This is a genomic window from Anaerotignum sp., from assembly GCF_017483025.1.
In the GTDB taxonomy this organism is placed as follows: Bacteria; Bacillota; Clostridia; order Lachnospirales; family Anaerotignaceae; genus Anaerotignum_A.
The window spans coordinates 17,027-41,194 of record NZ_JAFUMA010000124.1; the positions used below are offsets into that span (position 1 = coordinate 17,027).

Sequence of the window (24,168 nt, forward strand, 5' to 3'; positions counted from 1 at the left end):
TCTCCCCCTCTTTTCTGCTTTTATTACTTCTTTGCGGGAGGCAGTTCGATCACGGGTTTCTTTGCAGCTTTATACAGCACGAATTTGTTGCCGATGACCTGAACCACTTCGGCGCCTGTTCTGCTTGCCAGCATTTCAGCCGCTTCTCTTGCGCCCAGCATGTTGTTATCCAGCACGCTGATCTTTACCAGTTCTCTTGCTTCCAGTGCATTGAACACTGTGTCTCTCAGTTCAGGTGTTACGCCGTTTTTGCCCACCTGAAAAATTGCATCGATGCCATTTGCCATTCCGCGCAGGAATGCTCTCTGTTTGCTTGTTAACATAATATTCTCCTTCTGTACAGTCTTTCTCAATATAATCTTTCCTATCATAGCACAGAAATCCCCCATTTGCAACGAAAACAGGGAAAATCCCCCTCTGCCATGTTTCTGTAAATTCCTTCCACCTTCTTATAAAAAAGAGTTGTTCCGTTTTTTTAAAAGTGATAAAATATCATTAAGCATATTTTACCGAAGACAAGGGGGAGGCATTTATGGAAATTTTAATCGGCGGAAAATTAAAACAATTACGAACAGAAAAAAAATTGAGCATTGCCGAACTTTCCAGGCTCTCCGATGTCAGCACAGGCCTCATCAGCCAGATTGAACGAGATCTGGTCGTTCCTTCCGTCACCAGCTTATGGCGACTGGCAAAGGCGCTGGATACCAATATCAACTATTTCTTCCACGAAGAACCCCAGGAAGAGCATTTCATCACCCGTAAAGGGGAACATCGTACCATCGTCATGCATAACGACAGCAGTTATTATAAACTGCTTCATGCCAATAAGGATGACCGCTCTCTGGATATGATGGTCATTACCCTGAAAAGTGGCTATACATACGATCGTAAGCAGATCACCCATGAGGGGGAAGAATGTGGCTATGTGCTGAAAGGCACTCTGACCCTGCTGCTGAACGGCAAGGACTATATCCTGAACGAAGGAGACAGTATCTATTTTGACAGTACCCTGCCCCATAAATACATCAACAATGGTGAGGAAGACTGTGTCTCCATCTGGGCTATGACGCCAAAATTTTTCTGATATAAAAGCAAAGACCTCCGAAATTCGGAGGTCTTTTTTATGTCTTTTTCGATGCTTAGCCCATCACTCTCTGAATCAGGTTCAGCCAGTTGCCGCCGCTTACCATTTCCAGATCTTTATCTGTAAAGCCTGCTTTTTTCATCTTTTCGATCAGTACAGGAACTTTGGAGCAGTCTTCCAGTCCTTTCAGCAGGGAATCATCCTGGTCGCTGTAGCTCTTCATGAAGTCTGTGTTCAGGAATTCGAAGAAGTCAAAGCCGAAGCCCAGATGTTCCACACCGATCTTATCTGCGATGTAGGAAGCGTGTCTTACCAGACCGTCTACAGTCTGTTCTTCTCTGATATCGCTGACAAAATCATTGAAAGCATTCAGACCAACCAGACCCTTTGTATCTCTGATTGCCAGCAGCTGATCGTCTGTCAGGTTTCTCGCTGCGCTTGCCAGTGCCTTCGCATTGGAATGAGAAGCCAGGATAGGGCCATTAGAAACATCCATCACATCCCAGAAGGATTTTTCGTTGATATGGGAAACGTCCAGGATCATTTTCTTATCCTGAATTTTTTTGATAGCCTGTTTACCCAGTTCTGTTACGCCTCTGTCGGGGTTGCCCTTTACGCCTGTTGCCAGTGCGTTTTCTTCGTTCCATGTCAGCATGGCATGGCGTACGCCCAGATCATACAGTTCGTCGATCTTGCTCAGGTCTTCGCCGATACCAGCCAGACCTTCGATACCCAGCAGTACAGCAAATTTGCCTGCTGCTTCTGCCGCTTTGATTTCTGCTGTATTATGTACCAGAACGAAATCCTGTGTTTCTGCCATTTCTTCTTTCAGGCCTTTGATGATAGCAGCCATTTCATCCATGGGATCCAGGCCATTGAATGTATCTGCCCAGATTACGAAGCATGCGCCGCCGATGCCGCCCTTCTGCAGTCTTTCCAGATGACGGTTTTTCAGAACCTGTGTTTCGCCCGCTTCTCTTTTATATCTAACGTCACTGAAAATATCGCTATGTCCGTCAAAAATCATACTTATCCCTCTTTCCTCTTTCGTGTCAAAAAAAGCCGGAAAACAAAATTGTTCTCCGGCTTTTGGATTTTGAAGTTATTGCTTAGCCAACGACTCTCTTGATCAGATCAAACCAGTTGCCTGTGCAGATCATTTCCAGTTCTTTGTCGCTGAAGCCGGCTTCTTTCATTTTTTCGATCATGAAAGGAACATGAGATGCGTCTTCCAGACCTTTTGTAAATGTGTTTTCCTGATCGGAAAAAGCACCAGCAGCTTCATCATCCAGGAATTCACAGAAGTCAAAGCCCAATGCCAGATGTTCTACACCGATCTTGTTTGCGATGTAGTCAGCGTGTCTGATCAGGCCTTCTACTGTCTGTTCTTCGATTCTATTTGCTACCAGTTCATTGAAGGAATTCAGACCAATGATACCATTTGTATCTCTGATTTCCAAGAGCTGGCAGTCTGTCAGGTTTCTGGTATGGTTTTTCAGCGCCCATACGTTGGAATGGGAAGCCATCAGAGGGCCGCCGCCGATTTTTGCCATATCCCAGAAAGTACGTTCATTTGTGTGAGAAACGTCAACGATCATATGCTTATCATGCAGTTTGCGAACTGCTCTTCTGCCCAGTGCAGTCAGACCTCTGTTGGGGTCAGCTTTTGCGCCTGTTGCCAGATCGTTCTGTTCATTCCATGTCAGCATAGCATGACGTACGCCAAAATCGTACAACTCATCGATCTTATCCAGATCTGTGCCGATACCGGAAAGACCTTCCATACCGGGCAGGATATAGAATTTACCTGCTTTTTTCGCTTCTTCGATTTCTTTGTAATTTGTTACGATAACAGCTTCTTCACATTCAGCCATTTCGTCCTTGATGCACTGCATCAGTTCACCCAATCTCTTGGGAGGATTTGCATCGTGAGGAGGATCGATCCACAGAACGAAGCAGCTGCCTTCGATGTTGCCCTTTCTCAGACGAGGCAGGTGATGATTTTTCAGTACCTGTGTTTCGCCTTTCAGTCTACGAACGGTCACGTCCGTAAAAATATCACTATGTCCGTCAAAAATCATGTTGCTTGCCTTCTTTCTCATTCAGTCCTGTTGTTCAGCATATGCTTATGCGCCCAGGAACTGACCTACGAATGTACCGAAATATGTACCGATTACATAGCCCAGTGTACCAACCAGCATGATGGGGCCAATCAGTTTTACCCAGCCTTTGGAGATAGCCAGGGCTGCAGCTGTTGTGGGGCCGCCGATGTTTGCGTTAGAAGCCAGGATGATGTCTTCCAGGTCGAATTTAAACAGTTTACCGAATACAAAGCAGAACAGCATGTTAACGAATACCATGATTGCACAGAATACCAGCAGCAGGGGAGCATTCAGGAAGATCGCTTTGATGGAAGCGGGTGCACCTACTACGAAGAAGAACAGATAGATCAGGTATGTACCGATTTCCTGAGAACCGCCCAGGTTTTCCAGAGGTTTGGAGAATGCTGTTGCGATGATCATTGTGATTGTTGTCAGAACCAAGTATTTGTTACCCAGCATACCATTCAGCAGAGCCAGAACGGGGTTGCTTGTAGGGATCACAGCAGCCAGAACAGCAGCGATTTCTGTGGAAACCCAAACGATGATAACGGAGATTGCGATGTTGATAGCGATATCCTGCAGGGAGATGGGTTTTTTGCCCCAGTATGCAGCAGCCTGTGTTTTTGCTTCTTCATCCACGCCTCTTGCGTTTACTTCGTCAATGTGAGGATGTGTGAATTTGTTGTAGAAGAATTTGATGCTGGGGATCATGATCAGTACGAAGAAGTACAGAGTCATCAGCAGGTTATCAGCTACTACTGCAGCAGATACTGTTTCGCCAGGAACTTCGAATGCACTGGACAGAGCAGCAAAGTTTACTGTACCGCCAATGTAGGAACCTGTCATCATCGCAGCTACGCCAGCCAGGTTTTCAACGTGGTCGCCCAGCAGCGCGAAGCCCAGCAGCGCGCCTACGGTTGTACCAATGGAGCCGAACAGGAAAACGATCAGGATCTTGCCGGCTTCTCTACCGATTTTACGGATGTCGCAAGTCAGCAGCAGCAGAGGGATAGCCATAGGAACTACGAAGCCCCATACGATATCATCGAACCATACACAGTTTGTAGGGATGATACCCAGGTTTGTCAGGATCAGAGCGCCCAGCAGCGCAACGATCGCACCGGAAATTTTAGATGCCCATGCCCATGTCTGTTCTGCATAGATAGAGAATGCAGCCCAGCCACATGTGATAGCCATCAGTGCCCATGTGTTGTCAGCACTAATCAGTGGTGTACTCATAATATTACCTCCTTATCAAAATATAAAATTTTTTGTTGCAGTTCAGGAGATTATGTATAATAGCGCTATTCATTATGTTGAATTTTTTCAATATCCTGAATCTACACACACTATGTTAACATTCCGTAAAGATTTCGTCAATCCGCCATTTTGACAAAAAACTCTATGAAATATAGTATTTTTGGACAATTCTGCCATTGTGTTTTTTATCTTGTGCTCACAATTCAAAAATTTATTCATAATTTTGAACAAAGCAAAAGAGACCTCCCAAGGAGGTCTCTCTATTTTTAATCTTCTTTTGGAATACCCTTGTAAACAAAGCCTTTTTCTGCATCAACCGTGATCAGGGAATGGGCAGGAATAAAATCCACTACCTTGGCATTACATACGATGACGGGAATATCCAGCGCGCTGCCGGAAACTTCCGCATGGCTGTTCACGTTCTGATCCAGTGGTCCAACAACGATCGCCCCTGCCTTTCTGATATAGGGCATGAAACTGCTGTCAGTGGCCGTTGTTACCAGAATGTCCCCCTGATGAAAGGTACGTTCCACGCCGTCACGGGAGGTGATAACTCTGGCTGTGCCGCTGACTTTCTTTGTGCCAACGCCTTTCCCCTTGCAAAGGACATCGCCTACAATATCCACACGCAGGGTATTTGTAGCACCGCTGAAGCCCAGAGGCATGCCTAAAGCAGATACCACTGTATCGCCATTTTTCAAAAGCCCGCTGCTGATAGCAATCTTCAGAGCTGTGTCGAATACACCGCCCTTGGGCAGCTCTCCTGTATAGTGCATGGGCTTGCAGCCCCAGATCAGGTTCATCTGTCTCCATACTCTTTCGTCAGATGTGCTGGCGATCAGAGGACAGATAGGGCGATGTTTGGAAATCATTCTGGCTGTAAAGCCGGATCTTGTGATGGTGCTGATGGCTGCTGTGTTCAGCTCTGCCGCCGTGGCACAGGCTGCCATACTGATGGCATTGGTGATATTCACTCTGGCAGGTTCCGTGTTTACCATCTTTGTAGCATAATCCACGCCGCTTTCTGCTTTCACAGCAATACGCGCCATAGTTTCCACTGCTTCCAGAGGGTATGCGCCGGCTGCCGTTTCCCCTGAGAGCATGATGGCGTCGCTGCCATCAAAAATCGCATTGGCAACGTCATTGGCTTCCGCTCTTGTGGGGCGAGGGCTGTGTACCATGCTTTCCAGCATCTGTGTGGCTGTGATAACAGGCTTGCCGATGCGATTCGCCTTAGCGATCAGCATTTTCTGCACCAGAGGTACTTCTTCAGGGGGGATCTCCACGCCCAGGTCGCCTCTGGCAACCATGATACCGTCGGAAACCTCCAGGATCTTATCGATATTTTCTACCCCCTGCTGGTTTTCGATCTTGGAAATGATATGGATATTTCCGCCGCCGTTTTCCTCCAGCACCTTGCGGATCTTCGCAACGTCCTCAGCGGAACGGATGAAGGATGCCGCTACGATATCAAAGCCATTTTCCACACCAAATTTCAAATCTTGGATATCTTTTTCCATCAGGGAAGGCAGATTCACCTTTACACCGGGCAGATTCACACCCTTACGGGATTTGACAATACCGCCGTTGATAACTTTACAGATTACGTCTGTTTCCGTGATATTTTCTACCTTCAACTCGATCAGACCATCGTCGATCAGCACGCGGGAGCCCCTGCGCAGATCCTTTGGCAGATCTTCATAGGTCACGGAAACAATATTCTCATCCCCTTCCACCTCTCTTGTGGTCAGGGTAAATGTTGCATCCTCTTCCAGTCTTACTTTTTCTTCTTTGAATGTTTTTACACGAATTTCAGGGCCTTTTGTATCCAAAATCAGAGGGATAGGTGCATTTAATTCCTCTCTGGCCTGCTTCAATTTCGCAATGGTCTCTGCATGGCTTTCATAAGTCCCGTGAGAAAAGTTGACACGAGCGGCATCCATACCGTTTCGGATCAGCTGTTTCATAGTTTCCACATCGCTTGTGGCGGGACCCAGCGTGCAGACGATTTTCGTTCTACGCATATTGCGTTACCTCCTCTTTTCTTCTGTAAATCAAATCAGATAGACAGAATCTTGATTACATCATAGATCTCCTGATCCAGTGTTTTCTTCATTTCCATGGATTCAAACAGATCCAGTACTTCATACTCCCCTTTGTTGTATGCGATAACAACATTTTCTTTTCCTTCCAGGATGGATTTTACGGCATGATAACCCATCATGGAAGCATGCATACGGTCAACAGCTGTAGGGCTGCCGCCTCTCTGCAGATGGCCCAGGATGGTTGCTCTGGTCTGGATACCTGTGATTTCCTGGATATCCTTTGCCAGTTTCTGTGTGCCGCCTACGCCTTCTGCCACTACTACTAGATTATGGCGTTTCCCGGTGCTTCTATTCTCCAGGATCTGCTGGATAACTTTGTTACTGTCGATGTTTTCTTTTTCTTCAGGGAACATAACTTCTTCTGCACCACCGCACATACCGCACCATACGGCGATATAGCCTGCATCTCTGCCCATAACTTCCACAACAGAACATCTTTCGTGGGAGTTGGATGTGTCACGCAGCTTATTCAGAGCATCCATACCGGTATTTACCGCTGTATCGAAACCGATGGTATATTCTGTACCTTTCATATCCAGGTCGATGGTGGCAGGGATACCGATGCCGTTTACACCGCGTTTTGCCAGTTCCGCCAGACCACGGTAGGAACCATCACCGCCGATGACAACCAGCGCATCCAGACCCAGGATCTTATAGATGGCAGCTGCTTTATTCACGCCTTCTTCTGTCATCATTTCAGGACAGCGTGCTGTATGCAGGATAGTGCCGCCTAGGTTCATTACGTTGGAAACATCCTTGCTGTGCATTTCCTTGATCTCGCCGCCGATCAGCCCTGCGTAACCCTTGCGGATGCCTACGACATCAACGCCATAGTATTTTGCTGTTCTGACAACGGCACGGATGGCCGCATTCATACCGGGGGCATCGCCACCGCTGGTCAGTACGCCGATTTTTTTGATTTTTTTGTCTTTGTTCAATTCTGTCATAATTTGAAATCCTCCTCAATTGTAAAAGCGTCCCAATATCCGCTTCCCAATAAAATTTCTTATTTTTTCTCTACATCAATCTCTCCGGCACGGATCACACCGAACTGGGTGTATACTTCCGCATTGCCGCGGATCTTCATAGCAGAGGTATTGTCTGTAAACTGGGCGATCAGCACTTCACCCTGATCCAGTTTTTCCGTATGGTGGATCTTTGTCACCTCGCCGCGGGTCACGCCGATGATGTTTACCCCTTTTTCCAAGGCTTTCACACAGATATAGGATGTATCTGTTCCAATCTTTTCAGCCATACGAATTCCTCCTCAATATTTCAACGCAACGTTTTTTTCGCCAAGCAGAAGCCGCAGCTCCTCACAGAGTTCTTCTTCCCCTGTGACCCAGTTGGCACGGTCTGCCTTCATTTTCTGTTTTGTTTTTTCATCATAGATATATACAGGGATACTCCCGTGATATTTTCCCAAGATCGCCGTAATCTGCCCGAAAGGCACTTTCTGCCCTGCGGTCAGCTTCAGCCAGACGGATTTTGGCGGCTCTTTTTCCCCCAGCACCAAAGGCTTCATTTCCTGGGCAATGACTTTGCCTTCCCCATCGGCAGAAACATTGGCTCTGCCCTTTATGAGAAGGACTTCATCCTCCTTCAGGAAAGAGGCGCATTTTTCATAGACCTTGGGGAAAATGACAATCTCCATGCTGCCCTGGAAATCTTCCAGCGTTACAAATGCCATCTTATCATTGTTTCTGGTATATTTCACAGAAATGGCCGCCACCATACCACCAACAATGACCTTGGTTTCTTCTTCCACCTGCAGGCGATCTTCGCCCTCTTCGGGAGGGATAAAATCCAAGCTGCTGTGGCTGATTTTCCTTCTCAGCTGGTCTTCATATTCCGCCAGAGGATGGCCGCTGACATAAATGCCCAGCACCTCTTTTTCCATAGCCAGTTTTTCTCTGGGCGGATATTCAGGGATAGGCGGCAGTTCGTCCTGCTGCTGGAAGGCTTCGTCTCCGCCTCCCATATCGAACAGGTTCAGCTGGCCTTCGATATTATTTTTTCTGGACTGAATGATGCCGTCGATAACGCCTTTGTAGGCCACCATATACTGGCTGCGGAAGCCGCCCAGGCTGTCCATGGCGCCCCCTTTGATCAGACCCTCGATGCCGCGTTTGTTCCATTCCCCGCCTTCCATGCGGCTGCAGAAATCCGTCAGGGAAGTGAAGGGGCCATTCTTTTCTCTTTCAGAAACCAGCGCATCCACCGCGCCCTTGCCGACGTTTTTGATCGCCGCCAGTGCAAAACGGATCTTGCCGTCAGACACAGAGAACTGCCTGTAGCCCTCGTTGATATCGGGGGGCAAAAGCTGGATACCCATCTTTTTACATTCTTCCACATAGCCGGAAACCTTCGTGGCATTATCCATGACGCTGGTCATCAGCGCTGCCATGAATTCCACGGGATAATGAGCTTTCAGCCATGCTGTCTGATAGCCAACCACCGCATAGCAGGCCGCATGGCTCTTATTGAACGCGTATTTTGCGAAGTCTGTCATTTCATCGAAGATGGTCTCCGCCGCTTCTGCAGGGATGCCGTTCTTCACACAACCGGGCACTTCATCCCCATCGCCGTAGATGAATTTTTCCCGTTCTTCCGCCATGACGGAAGCCTTTTTCTTACTCATGGCACGGCGCACCAGGTCGCTTCGGCCAAGGCTGTAGCCCGCCAGATCTCGTACGATCTGCATAACCTGTTCCTGATACACGATACAGCCGTAGGTGTTTTCCAGGATAGGCTCCAGTTTCGGATGGGTATACTGTACGTTGCCGCCGGCATTTTTCCCCTTGATATATTTGGGGATGAAATCCATGGGGCCGGGACGATACAGGGCGATACCGGCGATCATATCTTCCAGACATCTGGGCTGCAGTTCCTTCATGAACTGCTTCATGCCGCCGCTTTCCAGCTGGAACACGCCTTCCGTTTTCCCCTGACAGATCATATCGTAGACCGCAGGGTCATTTTCAGGCAGGTTATCCATATCCAGCTTCACGCCATGGATACGTTCGATTTCCTGCACCGCAGACTGGATAACAGTCAGGGTTCTCAAACCAAGGAAATCCATTTTCAGGAGCCCCAGTTCTTCCAGCAAAGTCATGGTATACTGGGTATTGACCTGCCCGTCATTGGCACGGAGGGGCACATATTCCATAACAGGCTCACGGCAGATAACAACGCCCGCCGCATGGGTGGAAGAATGTCGAGGCAAGCCTTCCAGACGAAGGGATGTATCGATGAGGCGCTTCGTATCCTCTTCCTCCTCATAAGCCTTTCTTAAATCAGGGTTCATTTTCAGGGCTTTTTCAATGGTGATGCCCAACTCCGTAGGAATCATTTTGGAAATGCGGTCTACATCCGCATAAGGCATCGCCAGAGCGCGGCCAACGTCCTTGATGGCCGCCCTTGCCGCCATGGTACCGAATGTGATGATCTGGGCTACGTTGGCTTCGCCGTATTTTCGAATTACATAGTCGATGACTTCCTGTCTTCTTTCGTAGCAGAAGTCGATGTCGATATCAGGCATGCTGACACGTTCCGGGTTCAGGAAACGTTCGAAGATCAGGTCATATTTCAAAGGATCGATGGTCGTGATGGAAAGGCAGTAGGAAACCATACTGCCCGCCGCAGAGCCACGGCCGGGGCCAACGATGATACCGTTATCTTTTGCATATTTAATAAAATCCCAAACGATGAGGAAATAATCCACATAGCCCATGTTTTCGATGGTGGAAAGTTCATATTCCAGACGATCTTTCCATTCTTCCTTGGGTTCAGGATATTTTTCTTTGAAGCCTTTATAGCAAATTTCTCTTAAATATTCCTTTGCTGTTTTGCCGTCAGGCACGTCAAAACGAGGCAATTTCAAATCGTGGAAGGTGAATGTCACATTACAGCGTTCCGCGATCTTTGCCGTATTTTCGCAGGCTTCAGGGGCATAGGAGAAAAGATCATACATCTCCTCTGGGCTTTTCACATAGAACTGCCCCCCCTCATAGCGCATGCGGTCTTCGTCCAGAATGGTCTTGCCTGTCTGGATACAAAGCAGGATATCGTGGGGGTCTGCGTCCTCTTTATAGATATAATGGCTGTCATTGGTGCAGATGAGAGGAATGCCTGTTTCCTTGCTCAGCTTTACCAATGCCTGATTGACCACTTTCTGCTCTCGCATACCATGGTCCTGCAATTCCAGAAAGTAATTGCCTTCGCCGAAGATTTCCAGATGCTCCAGGGCCGCTTCCTTCGCCTTTTCGTAGGAAACATTCAGAATATTTCTGGGGACTTCCCCTGCAAGGCAGGCACTGGAAGCGATGAGCCCTTTACTATATTTCCGCAAAAGTTCCTTATCCACACGGGGTTTGTAATAAAAGCCTTCCGTGAAGCCATAGGAAACCAGTTTGATCAGATTCTGATAGCCCTCGTTATTTTCTGCCAGAAGCACCAGATGATAATATCCGCCGCCCTTGCCTTCTTTTTTGAAACGAGAACCTTCCGCCACATAGACCTCACAACCGATGATAGGTTTGATGCCTGCATCCAGCGCCGCTTTGTAAAACTCAACAGCACCATACATGGCGCCATGGTCCGTGATAGCAATGCTGTCCATCCCCAGCTCCTTAACCCGTTGCACCAGTTCCTTGATTTTTGCAGAACCGTCTAGCAGGCTATATTCTGTATGGACATGAAGATGCGTAAATGGTCTGATTTCCATATTCATTTCATCATTCTCCAATTTACGCACCTCCCTTATATACTAAAATTTCCTCTTTTTCAATATATACCAGTATATCATAATTTCTTTTCCCACAAAATATAATCGTCTCAAAAACCCCCTTCCAAAACAGAGAATGATTTTTTGAAAATTGCATTTTTTTCAGCAAAACGCATAAAAAACAGCCATTTTTAGTCCCATATGGTCAGTTTTTGTCCCACAGTGTAGAGCATGCCACCCTCACGGTATAAATTGCCACGAAATGGTTGACAAAATCTTTTGGAATGCTATAATTATTTTCAACAACTTCATAACTAAAAGCAATGACGAAGAGGGCTGAGTGCCTGCGTTTTCAGAGAGTCGGCGGTTGCTGCGAGCCGATAACAATTTCACTCAATAGCCTATGGCTTCCGAGCTGGAGGTTCGAAAGTGCATCTGCACCGGTAGGCTCCTCCCGTGCCTGCTACGTAAAAGCATAGGGCTTGTTGGAGCCCGAAGAGGTGGCATATTTTTCAAATATGCAATTTGAGTGGTACCGCGGTTAATATCCGTCTCAAAGGTTTCTTTGAGGCGGTTTTTTTCTATAAAAAACACGAATCCAATTCAAACAAAGCATTACATTCAAGGAGGCACAATCATGAGCAACTACCGTATCGAAACCAAATGTGTACAGGGCGGCTATACACCCGGAAATGGCGAACCCAGACAGATCCCCATTTATCAGAGCACAACATTTAAATACAGCACCAGCGAAGACATGGGCAAACTTTTCGACCTGGAAGCAGAAGGTTATTTCTACTCCAGACTGCAGAACCCCACATGCGACTGTGTAGCTGCTAAGATTTGCCAGCTGGAAGGCGGCACAGCTGCTATGCTGACATCTTCCGGTCAGGCTGCAAACTTCTATGCAATGTTCAATATCGCAAACTGCGGCGACCATGTCGTGGCTTCTTCTACCATTTACGGCGGTACATTCAACCTGTTTTCCGTAACAATGAAAAAAATGGGCGTTGACTTTACATTTGTAGCGCCCGACTGCTCCGATGAAGAACTGGCAGCCGCTTTTAAGCCCAATACAAAAGCAGTATTTGGCGAAAGCATTGCAAACCCTTCTCTGACAGTTCTGGATATCGAACGTTTCGCAAAAGCAGCTCACGAACATGGCGTTCATCTGATCGTAGACAACACATTCGCAACACCCATCAACTGCAGACCTTTTGAATGGGGCGCTGATATTGTTACACATTCCACAACAAAATACATGGATGGCCACGGCGCTGCAGTCGGCGGCTGCATCGTTGACAGCGGCAACTTCGACTGGATGGCACATGCAGATAAGTTCCCCGGTCTCTGCACTCCCGACGACAGCTACCACGGCATTACATACGCTGAAAAATTCGGCAAAGAAGGCGCATTCATCACAAAAGCAACAGCACAGCTGATGCGCGACTTCGGCTCCACTCCTTCTCCCCAGTCTGCATTCATCCTGAATCTGGGCCTGGAAAGCCTGCACGTTCGTGTTCCCCGCCATTGCGAAAACGGCCTGGCAGTTGCAAAATATCTGCAGGCTCACGATCAGATCGAATGGGTTACATACCCCGGTCTGGAAGGCGACAAATATTATGAAGTAGCTAAAAAATACATGCCCAACGGCACATGCGGTGTAGTAAGCTTTGGCGTAAAAGGCGGCAGAAAAGCAGCAGAAGCTTTCATGGGCCACCTGAAAACAGCCGCTATCGAAACACACGTTGCCGACGCAAGAACATGCTGCCTGCACCCTGCAAGCTCCACACACAGACAGATGAACGACGCGGAACTGGCCGCTGCCGGCGTTCCCGGCGATATGGTTCGCCTATCCTGCGGTCTGGAAAGCGCTCAGGATCTGATCGATGATATTGCTCAGGCTCTGGAAGCAATCAAGTAAGTAAAAGAAACGGAGGACATGCCAATGCCCATTAAAATCCCCAACGAATTACCCGCAGCCAAAGTGCTGACCGACGAAAATATCTTTATCATGACGGAGACCCGCGCGCTGACCCAGGATATCCGCCCTCTGAAAATCCTGCTGCTGAACCTGATGCCCACAAAGATTGACACGGAAACACAGCTTTCCCGCCTGCTGGGCAATACAGCACTGCAGATCGAACTGGAATTCATCCATACAAAAAGCCATGAGTCCAAAAATACACCCGAAGACCACCTGATCTCCTTTTACAAAACCTTTGATGAAGTAAGAGACAAAAACTGGGACGGCCTCATCATCACAGGCGCCCCCGTAGAACAGATGCCTTTCGAAGAAGTAGAATATTGGGGGGAACTGGTAGAAATCATGGAATGGAGCAAGACCCATGTACACAGCACCTTCCACATCTGCTGGGGCGCTCAGGCAGGTCTGTATTACCACTACGGCATCCAGAAACAACAGATGGATGCAAAAATGTTCGGTGTATTCCCTCACAAACTGGATAAGAAAAAATCTATCCTATTCCGCGGCTCCGATGACATTTTCTATGTACCCCACTCCAGACATACAACTGTGCTGAGAGAAGACATCGAAAAAGAACCCAGACTGAAGATCATCGCTTCCTCCGAAGAAGCTGGCGTTTATGCGATCCATAACGATGGCGGCAGCCAGGTATTCATTATGGGCCATTCCGAATACGATCCCCGCACATTGGAAAAAGAATACCTGCGCGATAAAAATGCAGGTCTGGAAATCGCAGTGCCTAAAAACTACTACCCCAACGATGATGACACACAGGAACCTCTGGTAACATGGAGAGCCCATGCAAACCTTCTCTACTCCAACTGGCTGAACTACTTCGTATACCAGACTTCTCCTTATGACATCACACAGATCAGTAAAGATCAGTAAAATGAACAAGAGCCTTGCAAATGCAAGGCTCTTTCTTATTCTTCTATTCCCATTTCCGCTTTAATGAAAACCTTCAGAAGCTTTTCACCATAACTTCCCAATGTTCCCAACATTTCGTCTACATTGATGAATTCCACTTTCACTTCACCCATCGCCGTCAGGCAGTCATAAAGAGCATCCAAATTGTTACCGTAATACGCAGGAAAACCAAATGTTTCTTTCAGATATGCATGCGTTTCATCTTTAGAAACCATCCTTTTTCCATCCAGAACATATTTCATCGACTCACCTCATCAATACAGCTGTTCAAAGCTTTCATAGTGATCGCCTGTGTAGTAGATATCGCCATCATCGGAAAAGATGATGCGTTCTGCACCACGATAGCCACCCTCATAGTTTACGTCACATTCTGTATATTCATCCTCTTCGGGCAGCAGGCCTTCATAATTGCCGAAGTAGTCACCGCCGATACACATGCCATCAGCCACTTCCCACAGGTTGCCTTTTTTGTTGTCCCAGCCCAGTTCCTGCGCTTCTTTCTTTGTGATAAAGTTATCGGGCAGTTCGCCGTAGGTGTACAGATACAGCGCTACATCTTCTGTGCTGTAATACCAGCCATCCTCTTCAATAGCATAAACCTCTGTCTGGCTTTCGCCGCCCTGCTCTACTGTGCTGCCGCAACCGCTGATAAAAGCCATGCAAAGCATCAGCATCGCCATCAAAAGGGCTGTCCATTTTTTCTTCATATTGCATCTCCTCCTTTTTCTTTGTTCCATCCTAACACGAAAAAGAATTCTTGTCATTAAAAAAACTCCAGACCCCGAGGGGTCTGGAGCAATTTTTTAAATCGCTAAGATAAAACTTTTAGGGTAAGAATTAGCCCTGAGCCAGTTTCTTGTAGCCTTCCAGTCTTTCTTTTGCTGTCTTTTCTGTCTGTTCGAACAGTTCTTCAGCGATTTCAGGGAATGTTCTCTGCAGGGAGCTGTAACGAACTTCGCTCAGCAGGAATTCTCTGAAGTTGCCTGTAGGTTCTTTGGAGTCCAGAGTGAAAGGATTCTGACCTGCTTCTTTCAGTTCAGGGTTGAATCTGTACATCTGCCAGTAACCTGCTTCAACTGCACGTTTGATTTCGTTCTGAGCACCGGACATGCCGCCTTTCAGACCGTGGTTGATACAAGGAGCGTAAGCGATGATCAGGGAAGGACCATGGTATTTTTCAGCTTCTGTCAGAGCTTTTACCAGCTGGTTCTTATCTGCGCCCATAGCTACCTGTGCAACGTATACATAACCATAGGACATAGCGATCATGCCCAGGTCTTTTTTCTTCACTCTCTTACCGGATGCAGCGAACTGAGCAACTGCACCAACGGGAGTGGATTTGGATGCCTGACCACCTGTGTTGGAGTAAACTTCTGTATCGAATACCAGAACGTTTACATCTTCGCCGGAAGCCAGTACGTGGTCCAGACCGCCGAAGCCGATATCGTAAGCCCAGCCGTCACCACCGAAGATCCACTGGGATTTTTTAACCAGCTGATCTTTATTTTCCAGAACATATGCAACGATGTTCTTAGCTTCTGCATCTGCACCAGCGTAAGCTTCCAGAGCAGCTACCAGAGCGTCGGATGCTTCTCTGGATTTGTCGCCATCGTTCATTGTTTCTACCCAAGCATCAACAACACCAGCAACGGATGCATCGATTGCTTTCAGGTTTTCCAGTTTATCTTTCAGACCGTTTCTCATCTGTTTTACAGCGGAAGCCATACCCAGACCATATTCTGCGTTGTCTTCGAACAGGGAGTTTGCCCAAGCGGGACCACGGCCGTCTTTATTTGTTGTGTAAGGCATAGAAGGTGCGGAACCACCCCAGATGGAGGAGCAGCCTGTTGCGTTTGCAACATACATTCTATCACCGAACAGCTGAGTTACCAGTTTAGCGTAAGGTGTTTCACCACAACCTGCACAAGCGCCGGAGAACTCAAGCAGAGGCTGTTCGAACTGAGAGCCTTTTACGGAAGCTTTGCTCATAGGGTTAGCCTTAGAAGCTACTTCATCGATAGCGAAATCCCAGTTAGCAGCTTCAGCTTCCTGAGTTGCCAGAGGTTTCATAACCAGAGCTTTGTTAGGAGCAGGACATACTACAGCACAGCTGCCGCAGCCCAGGCAGTCCAGAGAGGATACCTGCATTCTGTATTTCAGGCCAGCAAATGCAGCGCCGCCTTTTGCTTCAACTGCTTTGAATGCTTCGGGTGCTTTTGCCAGTTCTTCATCTGTAACCAGAACGGGTCTGATTGCAGCGTGAGGACAAACATAAGAGCACTGGTTACACTGGATACAGTTTTCAGCCTGCCATTCGGGTACATCAACTGCTACACCACGTTTTTCGTATGCAGCTGTACCGCAAGGGAATGTACCGTCTTCCATACCGGAGAATGCGGATACGGGCAGTTTGTCACCTTCCTGTGCGTTCATGGGTTCAACGATATTCTTAACGAAATCTGTTGTCTTTCTTGTGGATGCAACTGCTGTATCTTCAGCTGTTGCCCATGCAGCGGGGATTTCAACCTTAACAGCGCCGTCTACACCACGGTCAACAGCAGCGTAGTTCATGTTCAGGATTGTGTCACCCTTCTTGCCGTAGGATTTTGTGATAGCTGCTTTCATGTATTCTACAGCCTGATCAATGGGGATGATGTTAGCCAGTTTGAAGAATGCAGCCTGCAGAACTGTGTTGATTCTGTTGCCCAGACCGATTTCTTTAGCGATTTCTGTACCATTGATGATGTAGAAGTTTGCATTTTTAGCAGCCAGCTGTCTTTTCAGTTTAGCGGGCAGTTTTTCATCCAGTTCTTCTACGGACCATTCTGTGTTCAGCAGGAATGTACCGTTGGGGTTCAGTTCAGTAACCATGTCATACAGGTTTACATATTCCTGTTTGTGGCAAGCTACGAAGTCAGCTGTTTTTACCAGGTATGTAGATCTGATGGGTGTGTCACCGAAACGCAGGTGGGACTGAGTGATACCACCGGATTTTTTGGAGTCATAGCTGAAGTATGCCTGAGCATATTTGTCAGTATGGTCACCGATGATCTTGATGGAGTTCTTGTTAGCACCTACTGTACCGTCAGCGCCCAGACCCCAGAATTTGCAGGAGATTGTGCCGTCATCGCCTGTAACGTTCACTTCTTCGCCAACTTCCAGGGATGTGTTTGTAACGTCATCAACGATACCCAGTGTGAAGTGGTTTTTGGGTTTGTCCAGAGACAGGTTAGCATATACTGCCAGGAACTGTGCAGGTGTAACGTCTTTGGAACCCAGACCGTAACGGCCGCCAACTACAACAGGAGCTTCTGCAGCTTCGAACAGTGCTGTACATACATCCATGTACAGAGGTTCGCCCTGTGCACCGGGTTCTTTTGTTCTGTCCAGAACAGCGATCTTCTTAGCTGTTTTAGGGATTACTTCCAGCAGTTTGGAAGCTACGAAAGGTCTGAACAGGTGTACTTTAACCAGACCAACTTTTTCGCCTTTTGCTGTCATGTAATCGATTGTTTCTTCGATTGCTTCACAAGCGGAACCCATAGCGATGATTACTCTGTCAGCATCGGGAGCGCCGTAGTAGTTGAACAGTTTGTAATCTCTGCCTGTGATTCTGCTGATTTCGCCCATGTATTCTTCTACTACTGCGGGCAGAGCTTCATAGAATTTGTTAGCTGCTTCACGGCCCTGGAAGTAGATGTCGGGGTTCTGTGCTGTACCTCTGATTACGGGATGTTCAGGGTTCAGAGCGTTTCTCTTGAATGTGTTAACTGCATCCATGTCGATGATCTTAGCCAGTTCATCATAGTCGATGCATTCGATCTTCTGGATTTCGTGGGATGTACGGAAACCATCGAAGAAGTGAACGAAAGGAACACGGCCTTTGATTGCGGACAGATGAGCTACGCAAGCCAGGTCCATAACTTCCTGTACGGAGTTGGAAACCAGCATAGCGAAACCTGTCTGACGGCAAGCCATAACGTCGGAGTGATCACCGAAGATGGACAGAGCGTGTGCAGCCAGAGCACGTGCTGTTACGTGGAATACGCAAGGCAGCAGTTCGCCGGCGATTTTGTACATGTTGGGGATCATCAGCAGCAGACCCTGAGATGCTGTGTATGTTGTTGTCAGAGCACCAGCTGCCAGGGAGCCGTGTACTGTACCGGAAGCACCAGCTTCGGACTGCATTTCTACTACTTTAACTGTCTGACCAAAAAGGTTCTTTTTACCATTCGCTGCCCAGTCGTCTGTTTTTTCAGCCATGGGAGAGGAAGGTGTGATGGGGAAGATACCAGCTACTTCTGTAAACGCATAGGAAGCGTATGCAGCAGCTTCGTTACCGTCCATCGTTTTCATTACTTTAGACATTTCTTTTCCTCCTTTTTTATTAGAGAGTTTTGTTTTTTTGAGGGCAAGCCCTCTTTAATCTTTTGCAGCCATCAAAAATGGCGGCATACCCTTTTTCCGGCAAAGGGAAAAAGTTTATCAAACTCTTTGTCTGACAAGACCTTTATTCTCATTTGGCCGCAAAACGGGAATTATTACTTGATTATTATACAATCAATTCAAATCCTTTTCAACAGCAAAATGAAAAAACACCCGTTATGTTTATAACAAGATACCTTTTGTTACTTTTTTCCCCATATTTCGTGTTTTAATAAATATTTTTATGCATTTTTCATTTCTTTTGCAGTTTTCTCTTCTTTTCGTTGTCCGACAAGATTAAATTTTGTACAAAAATTTGTACTTAAAAATTCTTTCCGCAAAATAGTTCGTTAACAAAAAGACAACTAAAGTGTATACAGTGTATCTATATCCAAACAAACCAGAAAAATGTAGCCCTTTTTCTGACAAAATCATACAAAAGAAGTGGCAAACCAACAAAATCAGATGTCTGATTTCACAAATTTGGTCATTTCTTTTTCGCTTCGTTCATCTCCTTTCAAACAAAAAAAGAAGAGAGCGAATCCGTTTCCTTCTCGCTCTCTTTTCATATGATTCTTCCGTTTTATTTATGGAGCAGCGCCTTATAGCTGTCCTTCCAGACGGGTTGTTTGCCCTCTGTTGTCCAGTGATGCATTTCCAGGCTGCTTTCGTTGCTGCCCTTCAGCAGCACCAGACCACCTTCGGAAGTCAGACAGAATCTATCCTCTGTCCAGCCTTCTCCGGCAACCGCCTTCATTTCCTCCAAAGAGGCTTCTGTCAGCATATCCGCCAGTGTCACTGTCTTCTGTCCCATCAGGTCGAAGTTTTTCGCAAACTTCACAGAAACGCCGTCTTTTGTCCCTTCCCACCAGATGGAAAGGAAATCCTTCGTATACATACCGGTTTTTACTCTCAGCTGCAGCAGACCATCGCCATCTTCTTTTGCTTCTGCCGTCATGAAATCATCGGCATAAGCCTGCATTTCCTGCATATTTTTATCATTCAGGCTGGCTTCATATTTACCATCATTCAGACCAACGATGACCGGTACTTCTATCGTATAAGATTTGCCCTCTTTTTTACCGGAAATTTCTTTCATCGCCAGTACAGGTACTGTGTTATCCTTCGTCTGCAGGGTCACCTGTCTGGTTTCATGGTTGAAATCCACTTCCCCTGTATAGTATGCGGAGATGACCTTTTCATCAGCATACAAGCAACCGTTGATCATTTCCACTGCCTCAGGCAATGTCACTTCATAGCCATTCAATGTGGCTTCCTTTTCCCCCGGCTGTACCGCCAGCGTTCTGCCGCGATAGGAAACCTCTACAGCTCTTGTTTCCCCGTTCCATTTTACAGAACCGCCCAAACCTTCCATCACGTTGCGCAAAGGCAACAGCAACTTATCCTGGTCATCAAAATAAATGGGCATGTTTTCCATGTTTTCCAGGGTCTTGATACCTTCTTCCGTTATTTCCGTTCCCTGCTCCACGGGAGCTTCAGGAACCTCTATTTCCATTTCATTGGGGCTTGTCAGACTCATGGCGATGCCAATGGCACCTGCCAGCAGGGCCGCCCCCGCGATCGTAATGATCGAAACTTTTTTAAATGTCATGTTTCTCCCTCTTTCTGTTTCAACTCAGAAAGCATACCATAAAGTAGTACAAAATGCAATCTTTCCGCATAAAATCAGCTTTTCTCAAGGAAATAAGATGCAATTTTCATTGGCAGGGATACGGCATCCTTGACCAAAGGCGCACGGCTGACCGTGATTTCTTTCTCTCCGCAGCTGATACCAATTTCCTTTGTCTCCTTATCCCAGGTCATTTCTGCACCGACCATCGTCGCCACATCTCTCATTTTGTAATACACTGCCCCATCCTTCACGCGGCAGGTCAGCTGGTATTCTGCCCCTTCATAAGAAACGGTCATTTCATCCTCAACGACCTGTTTCGCTTCTTCCGGCAGACTTACAGACACGCCCAGTTTGGAGAACACCTGCTTTGCATCTTCCGCTGTCAGATAATACGTATTATTTTCATGGTAAGCTTTCACGATGCATTCCAGGAAGGAGGGCTGTACCATCATTTCACGCAGTTCGCCCTTTCTCCAGGGATTTGCAGAATCTGGGTCTGTAGGGTCCCAGCCGCGGCGGTTTTCGTCACCCGTGTTGAGCTTCTGCACAGCAGCAGGCTGCAGAGGTTCTTCCACCTCCCCGCGGTACATTTTCACCGTTGTGCCGATGGGACAATTATCATAGATCCATTTTGCATCCTTCACTGTAATACGGATACAGCCTGCGGAGGCAGTTGTCCCTAATTTGTTATATTCTTCATATTCCAATGTACTTTTATCCTTTTCAAAATAAGGCACAGAATGGAACAGATAGTGCCCTGTGATGCGTGTGGCATACTGGCCCCATACGTCACCAAACAAATATCTCCAATCGTACTTCACCATCGTCTGGAAAGTGCCTTCCGGCGTATCCTCACCAACACTGCAAAGGAACGCTTTGATCGGGACATTGTATTCCCCTGTTTCGTCCTGTTCATAAACAGTCACGATGTTATCTGTCAGATTTACTGTTACATAATAAGGAAGCTCTTCTTTTTCTGCTGCAAAAGCAGCTGTACCAAAGGCACACAGCAGCAGGCAGAAAATCAGAATCCCCATGAGTTTTTTCTTCATTTTCATTTCCCCTTATACAAAATTCTCTTTTGTGTCAAACTTCGTCTTTCTTCTCATGGTGTATTATAAGAAAGAAATCTGCCAGATACAAGGGATGTTTTCTTAAGATTTTCTGAACTTTTTTTGAACAAAAAAAGAGACCCCTAACGAGGTCTCTTAAATCACTTTACTGAATGTTCTTCAAATCCTTGAAACTGCTGAACAATGTATGATACAGCTCCTTATACAGTGTAAAGAACTTCGCATATTCGCCGTTCGCCGCCATATCAGGCTGGGAAACATCTTTTTTACGCACCAGTTCATTACAAGCAGATTCCAGATCAGAATAGATGCCTGCGCCTACGCCAGCCAGGATCGCAGCGCCCAGTGCGCCGCCCTGATCAGACTGTACTGTACTTACAGGACAGCCATACATATCTGCCAGCATCTGTCTCCAGAAGGGGCTTCTGCCGCCGCCGCCGCAGATCATCATGTCTTCGATGGGTACGCCCATTTCACGGAATACTTCTACACATTCCCACTGGGAGAAGGAGATGCCTTCCATTACGGAACGGATCAGGTGAGGTCTCTGATGCATTGCAGACAGGCCGAAGAACACACCACGACAATCGGGGTCGGGATGAGGAGAACGTTCCCCCATCAGATAAGGCAGATACAGCAGTTTTTCGGAGCCGATAGGAACCTGTGCTGCTTCTGCTGTCATAATTTCATAGGGGTCAACGCCTTTTTCTGTTGCTTCTGCCATTTCTTCTGTGCAAACGTTATTTCTCAGCCACTGCAGAGACAGGCCAGCCGCCTGTGTACAGCTCATTACCGTCCATTTGCCGGGAACGGATGCACAAAGAGTATGTACTCTGCCCTTAGGATCCAGCGCCATCTGGTCGGAAACTGCGTATACTACTGCAGATGTACCAATGGTCGTAAAGGCTTTGCCCTGAGAAACGATACCAGTACCGATTGCCGCCGCAGGGTTATCGCCAGCACCACCGACAACGATGGTACCTTCTGCCAGACCTGTCAGTGCAGATGCTTCTGCATGAACAGCACCTGTCACATCCTGGGATTCATACATTTTACCCAGCAGGTTTTTATCGATACCCAGACCTTCCAGGATTTCATCAGACCATGTGCGTTTTGCAACGTCCATCAACTGCATACCGGAGGCATCGGAAACTTCTGTGGCATATTCGCCTGTCAGTTTATAACGGATATAGTCCTTAGGCAGCAGGATATGGGCGCATTTTGCATACAGTTCGGGTTCGTGTTTTTTCACCCACAGGATCTTCGCTGCTGTAAAGCCTGTTACCGCGGGGTTTGCTGTGATCTGGATGATCTTATCCGCGCCGATCATGCGGTTCATATCGTCTACTTCTTCGCCTGTTCTCTGGTCACACCAGATGATGGAACGACGCAGGACTTCACCTGCCTCATCCAGCATAACCAGACCGTGCATCTGACCGGAAAGACCGATACCCTTGATATCTGCAGGGTCTACACCGGATGCTTCCAGAACACCTTTAACACCGGCTACAGTTGCTTCCCACCAATCATTGGGTTCCTGTTCTGCCCAGCCGTTCTGTTCCTGATACAGGGGATATTCAAATGTTTTTGCTGTGATTGGATTGGCATCACGGTCGAAAAGAACTGTCTTTGTGCCGGAAGTGCCAATGTCAATACCCAGTAAATATTCCATAGCTACACCGCCATTCTGTGTAAATCGAATTACAGTTTGATGACTGCTTTTACAACGTTTTCTTTATCGTGGATTGCAGTTTCATATGCTTCCTGAATGTTTTCGAAATCGAATTCATGGGTTGCGATTCTGCCAATATCCAGGCCATTTGCAGCTGCTGCGATGGCTTTTTTGTACAGGTTTCTGTAACGGAATACAGATTCGATTCTAGCTTCTTTCGCCATGATCTGACCGAAGTTGAATGTGATTTCAGGATTTGCGGACAGACCTACCAGAGTAATGGTACCGCCATTTTTAACCAGATAAGGTGTCTGCGCGATCGTAACAGGAGAACCTGCTGTTTCGAATACTTTTTCAATACCCATACCGCCTGTCAGTTCTTCTACTACTTTCAGAACATCCTGTTCTTTTGCGTTGATGACACGTGTTGCGCCCAGTTCCATAGCGAAATCCAGACGTTTCTGCGCCATATCTACCACTGTGATATCTGTAGCGCCGCATGCTTTACAAGCCAGCAGAGTCATCAGACCGATGCAGCCGGAGCCCAGAATGATACACTGATCGCCCATGCCAACCTTGCCCTGATGTGCAGCGTGCAGACCAACTGCGAAGGGTTCGATCAGAGCGCCTTCTTTTGTTGTCATGCCTTCAGGCAGTTTGAAGCACATATTTGCAGGGAATGCAATATAATCTTCGTTACAGCCCTGTACGGGAGGTGTAGCCAGGAAAACAACATCAGGACACAGGTTGTATCTGCCGGATTTACAGAATTCACACTGACCACATGTGATACCGGGTTCCAGTGCTACTTTATCGCCTACAGCCAGATCTGTTACGCCTTCGCCCTGTTTTACAACTACGCCGCCAGCTTCATGACCCAGCATCAGTTCGCCATCAACCACGAAGTCACCACATCTGCCGTCTTTGAAATAATGAACGTCAGAACCACAGATGCCAACGTATTCAACTTTAACCAGAACTTCGCCTTCCTTAGGTTCGGGAACGGGCGCTTCGCGGATTTCCATTTTGTTCAGTCCTACCATATATGCCTGTCTATTTTTCATGTTTATCTCCTCGCTTTCGCTTAATAGAAATACATTCTTTTAAATTTGCTTATGCAAATCCTCATTTTTAATCATAACAGTATCGAGGGAATTATGCAATATTTACAATC

General features: G+C 47.1%; 18 protein-coding genes and 1 other annotated feature. Of the genes, 3 read left to right on the forward strand and 15 right to left on the reverse strand.

From position 1 onward, the window contains the following. Positions 1-23: 23 nt before the first annotated feature. Entirely contained in the window at positions 24-323 is a 300-nt protein-coding gene (locus IJ369_RS10485) for a YhbY family RNA-binding protein (protein WP_290718823.1), read from the reverse strand. A 209-nt stretch (positions 324-532) separates the two neighbouring features. Here IJ369_RS10485 and IJ369_RS10490 point away from each other — a divergent pair, with 209 nt between their 5' ends. After that, positions 533-1,084 (forward strand): cupin domain-containing protein, encoded by a 552-nt coding sequence (locus tag IJ369_RS10490; RefSeq protein ID WP_290718825.1) that lies wholly within the window; start codon positions 533-535, stop codon positions 1,082-1,084. Positions 1,085-1,139: 55 nt separating this feature from the next. Here the strand turns inward: IJ369_RS10490 and IJ369_RS10495 are convergent, their stop codons facing one another. The 7 genes from IJ369_RS10495 to IJ369_RS10525 form a co-directional block, all read right to left on the reverse strand. Beyond that, positions 1,140-2,111 carry a dipeptidase gene (locus IJ369_RS10495; protein WP_290718827.1) on the reverse strand — a complete coding sequence of 324 codons (972 nt, stop codon included), beginning with the start codon at positions 2,109-2,111 and terminating at the stop codon, positions 1,140-1,142. 82 nt (positions 2,112-2,193) lie between these two features. Then, complete coding sequence (locus tag IJ369_RS10500; RefSeq protein WP_290718829.1) at positions 2,194-3,165, reverse strand: dipeptidase; 972 nt, start codon at positions 3,163-3,165, stop codon at positions 2,194-2,196. 45 nt (positions 3,166-3,210) lie between these two features. Next, entirely contained in the window at positions 3,211-4,425 is a 1,215-nt protein-coding gene (locus IJ369_RS10505) for a DUF819 family protein (RefSeq protein WP_290718831.1), read from the reverse strand. Between the two features lie 287 nt (positions 4,426-4,712). Continuing rightward, the gene (gene pyk / locus IJ369_RS10510) at positions 4,713-6,470 is read right to left on the reverse strand and encodes a pyruvate kinase (protein WP_290718833.1); all 1,758 of its coding nucleotides are present in this window, start codon (positions 6,468-6,470) and stop codon (positions 4,713-4,715) included. A 35-nt stretch (positions 6,471-6,505) separates the two neighbouring features. Beyond that, positions 6,506-7,498, reverse strand: a complete 993-nt coding sequence (pfkA, locus tag IJ369_RS10515) for a 6-phosphofructokinase (protein ID WP_290718835.1) — start codon at positions 7,496-7,498, stop codon at positions 6,506-6,508. Between the two features lie 59 nt (positions 7,499-7,557). Then, entirely contained in the window at positions 7,558-7,806 is a 249-nt protein-coding gene (mtrB, locus tag IJ369_RS10520) for a trp RNA-binding attenuation protein MtrB (protein ID WP_290718837.1), read from the reverse strand. Positions 7,807-7,818: 12 nt separating this feature from the next. Beyond that, complete coding sequence (locus tag IJ369_RS10525; protein WP_290718894.1) at positions 7,819-11,277, reverse strand: DNA polymerase III subunit alpha; 3,459 nt, start codon at positions 11,275-11,277, stop codon at positions 7,819-7,821. 314 nt (positions 11,278-11,591) lie between these two features. Further along, positions 11,592-11,836, forward strand: a binding site (T-box leader). A 78-nt stretch (positions 11,837-11,914) separates the two neighbouring features. On the opposite strand from IJ369_RS10525, the gene IJ369_RS10530 reads away from it, so the two are divergent. Continuing rightward, positions 11,915-13,201, forward strand: coding sequence for an O-acetylhomoserine aminocarboxypropyltransferase/cysteine synthase family protein (locus IJ369_RS10530; RefSeq protein WP_290718839.1), 1,287 nt, complete (start codon positions 11,915-11,917; stop codon positions 13,199-13,201). Between the two features lie 24 nt (positions 13,202-13,225). Continuing rightward, positions 13,226-14,152: a homoserine O-acetyltransferase MetA gene (gene metA / locus IJ369_RS10535; protein ID WP_290718841.1), complete on the forward strand. Its 927-nt coding sequence runs from the start codon at positions 13,226-13,228 to the stop codon at positions 14,150-14,152. A 35-nt stretch (positions 14,153-14,187) separates the two neighbouring features. Here the strand turns inward: metA and IJ369_RS10540 are convergent, their stop codons facing one another. The 7 genes from IJ369_RS10540 to IJ369_RS10570 form a co-directional block, all read right to left on the reverse strand. Next, positions 14,188-14,433, reverse strand: a complete 246-nt coding sequence (locus tag IJ369_RS10540) for a barstar family protein (protein WP_290718843.1) — start codon at positions 14,431-14,433, stop codon at positions 14,188-14,190. Between the two features lie 12 nt (positions 14,434-14,445). Then, on the reverse strand, positions 14,446-14,898 hold the full coding sequence (locus tag IJ369_RS10545) for a ribonuclease domain-containing protein (RefSeq protein ID WP_330613004.1): 453 nt from the start codon (positions 14,896-14,898) through the stop codon (positions 14,446-14,448). Positions 14,899-15,028: 130 nt separating this feature from the next. Then, entirely contained in the window at positions 15,029-18,559 is a 3,531-nt protein-coding gene (gene nifJ / locus IJ369_RS10550; protein ID WP_290718844.1) for a pyruvate:ferredoxin (flavodoxin) oxidoreductase, read from the reverse strand. Positions 18,560-19,199: 640 nt separating this feature from the next. Then, entirely contained in the window at positions 19,200-20,228 is a 1,029-nt protein-coding gene (locus tag IJ369_RS10555; RefSeq protein WP_290718847.1) for a copper amine oxidase N-terminal domain-containing protein, read from the reverse strand. A gap of 74 nt (positions 20,229-20,302) precedes the next feature. Then, positions 20,303-21,301 (reverse strand): L,D-transpeptidase, encoded by a 999-nt coding sequence (locus IJ369_RS10560; RefSeq protein WP_290718849.1) that lies wholly within the window; start codon positions 21,299-21,301, stop codon positions 20,303-20,305. Between the two features lie 166 nt (positions 21,302-21,467). Further along, on the reverse strand, positions 21,468-22,994 hold the full coding sequence (gene xylB / locus IJ369_RS10565) for a xylulokinase (RefSeq protein WP_290718851.1): 1,527 nt from the start codon (positions 22,992-22,994) through the stop codon (positions 21,468-21,470). A 29-nt stretch (positions 22,995-23,023) separates the two neighbouring features. Further along, complete coding sequence (locus IJ369_RS10570) at positions 23,024-24,058, reverse strand: NAD(P)-dependent alcohol dehydrogenase (RefSeq protein ID WP_290718853.1); 1,035 nt, start codon at positions 24,056-24,058, stop codon at positions 23,024-23,026. Between the last annotated feature and the right edge of the window lie 110 nt (positions 24,059-24,168).